Genomic DNA, 2,825 nt, shown 5'->3' with positions numbered 1-2,825 from the left:
AATAATGTCGGTAATTCCTGTGGTGGCATATTGAATCACCCTTTGTTCCGCTTCCGTGTCTTCTACAGGCGGGGTTATAGCGTAAATATCAGGAGGTCTGATGTTCAAACCTTCCCAGTTAAAGGCGGCAAGGGCAATAACTACAATTCCTGCGATAACGGCTAGAGTTCCAAAAAGAGGAAATGAAAAACTAAATCCGCTTGAGTGTTTACGGCCTGTATCAGTATTTACGTGAGATTCTCTTTTTTTCGGTATTTTTAACTGTGAGTTTCTTGTTTTTTGCCGTCTTGCCCTTGCAAACGCCTCAAACAGTGAAACATGGCCTTTTTTCCTTATATGGGCGGGTTTTTGAGAAAATTGGCTCATAAATTCCGTATTAACATTTGCCGATTTATAGTTATGCCTGAAAGAGGACGTTTTTCGCCTTTTTACGACATGTTGTTTTTCTATTATTGGGGCCATATTAGGTTTATCGACAAAAAAAGCGATAAGGATTATATATGATATATAATGAAAGGAATAAAACCTGTTTTATTTGCTATTTTAGCCGCGCTTTTTTTAAAGTTGTTCATTTTTGATTTTATAATTGCCCAGGGACATTCAATGGAGCCTGCAATTCGTGACGGCGCTATTTTGGTAGTCAGCCGTATAAGTTATGGGTTGCAATTGCCGTCAAATAAGTACCTGTTACGCTGGGGGCAGCCAAAAAAAGGGGAAGTTGTGGTTTTTTACACGCCTTCCGGCGAGTTAGCGGTAAAACGCTGCACAATGTCAGCGGAAAACGGAATGTTTTATGCCGAAGGAGACAACAGCATTGTATCCTATGATTCGCGTTCTTATGGTCCTGTTCTTACCGATAATATTATTGGGAAGGTTTTGGGGTATTAGATGAATTTAAAGCGGCGTTATATAGCGGTCTTTTTATTATTAGCGATTTTTCTTTTATATTTGATTATTCATTACGCCGTATTGATGATAAAGGGCGAGCTTCCTCCTCCCGCCCGTATGGATACAAGTCTTCCTGAACGCGGTTCTATTTTGGACAGAAACGGCCGTTTTCTTGCAATTCAAATCCGGTTTGCCGATGTTAGCGTTTGGCGGCCTTCGATTAAAAAAATTGATGTTTTATCGAATGAACTTGCCGCTATCCTTGATATGTCCCCTTCTGAAATCAGCGAAAAAATTAATTCATCAGAATCAAACTTTCTTTATTTAAAAAGACATATCGACGATGGCACTGCGAGGCAGCTTACCGCCATTCTTGAAGAAAAAAAAATTAGAGGCGTAATGCTTCAACCCATTGTAGGCAGGGTATATCCCGAAAAAAATCTTGCAAGCCAGATTGTCGGTTTTGTAGGGGACAGAAACGAGGGGATTGAATACGCCTTTAACGATGTTTTGTCCGGCGTTGATAATGACGGCAAAGGTTCCAATGTCGTGTTAACGATTGACGCCTATATCCAGCATATTTTACGGCAGGTTGCAGAAAAAACAATGGAAGAGACAAAAGCGGAAGCCGCTATTTTTGTAGCGATGGATCCCCGCACCGGCGATATTCTAGGTTCCGCGTCCTTGCCTGATTTTGATCCCAATAATGTCCGCGCTTCGGACGCAAACAGCAGAATGAACCGCCCCGCTATCTGGGCATTTGAACCGGGTTCCACTTTAAAAGTTTTTTCTATGTCTGCTCTTCTGGATTCGGGGGCAATTTCAGCTAACTCAACTTTTATCTGTAACGGATTTTATACTACAAGCAGGGGCGTTCAGATTAAATGCGAAGGGCGGCATGGCAAAGTAACGGTAAGAGAAATAATTATTAATTCGTGTAACGCCGGGGCCGCCTACGCTTCGGATAACATCAGTTCAAGTAAATTTTATCAGTTGTTAAGCGATTTTGGTTTCGGCTCACGCACCGGCGCCGGCAGTCCCGGAGAGACTGCCGGCTATCTAGTCCGCAGTGAAAACTGGTCTGAGCGCTCAAAACCGACTATCGCGTTTGGGCAGGAAATCGCGGTTTCCGCCTATCAGTTACTGCAAGCGACTACGGCCATTGCAAATGACGGCGTTTTGGTTCCGCCAAGGATAGTTTCTAAAATTGTTTCAGCGGACGGCAAAACTGAAACAGAGTGGAAAAGCGGGGAAAAACGCCGCGTTATCAGCGCGGAAACCGCAAGAACGATGCGCTCCTACATGGCTGATACGGCTTCGAGTATCGGAACAGGCTGGCGGGCGGGGGTGCAGGATTTGTCTCTCGGCGTAAAAACAGGAACCGCGCAGATAATTGATCCTGTAACAAAAAAATATTCAGAGACCGATTTTATCGCAAGCTGCCTAGCTATTCTTCCCGCCGAAAATCCGACTCTTGTTTTATATCTTGCCGTAATTAAGCCGCAGGGAGTAAATTCCGGAGGCAGAATCGCCGCCCCTGCAATCCGCGAAGCCGCCGAATCTTTAATTGATTACCTTGGCATTCCGCGCGGACGCAATCCGCAGATTAACCACCCGCCTTCGGTCAGCATACCGGCGGGCAGACTCCCCCCCGTTGAAACTCAAGTGCCGGATTTTTCAGGGATAGCAAAAAGAACGCTTCTTTCTCTTTTGTTACGCGACGATATTGACGTGGAAATTATCGGCGACGGCTGGGTGCGCCGTCAAAGCCCTCCCGCCGGAACGCCCGTCACGCCCGGCATGAAAATTATTCTGGAGTTGGAATAATATGGACAATTTGTTAAAAGCGTTACGTCATGTCACATATTAAAAAAAACAAGGAAATTCTCCTTAATCAATATCCGGGTCTCTGGGAAGAAATTAACTCCAAAAATGAA

Annotated in this window: 3 protein-coding genes; 2 read left to right on the top strand and 1 reads right to left on the bottom strand. The window is 44.5% G+C overall.

Annotated elements, in window-relative coordinates:
• A partial coding sequence (locus ACYVRH_RS11560; RefSeq protein ID WP_461257067.1) for a hypothetical protein occupies window positions 1–462 on the bottom strand: 462 nt, incomplete at its 3' end.
• 48 nt (window positions 463–510) lie between these two features.
• Between ACYVRH_RS11560 and lepB the strand changes: the two genes are divergently transcribed.
• A complete protein-coding gene (lepB, locus tag ACYVRH_RS11555) occupies window positions 511–888 on the top strand; it encodes a signal peptidase I (protein WP_461257066.1) in 378 nt (125 codons plus the stop codon).
• Window positions 889–2,715, top strand: a complete 1,827-nt coding sequence (locus ACYVRH_RS11550) for a penicillin-binding protein (RefSeq protein WP_461257065.1) — start codon at window positions 889–891, stop codon at window positions 2,713–2,715. It begins immediately after the preceding gene.
• Window positions 2,716–2,825 lie beyond the last annotated feature (110 nt).

The sequence above is a fragment of the Treponema sp. R80B11-R83G3 genome (genome assembly GCF_054786115.1).
Note: the sequence above shows the minus strand (reverse complement) of the source record. Positions and strands in the feature narration are given on the sequence as shown.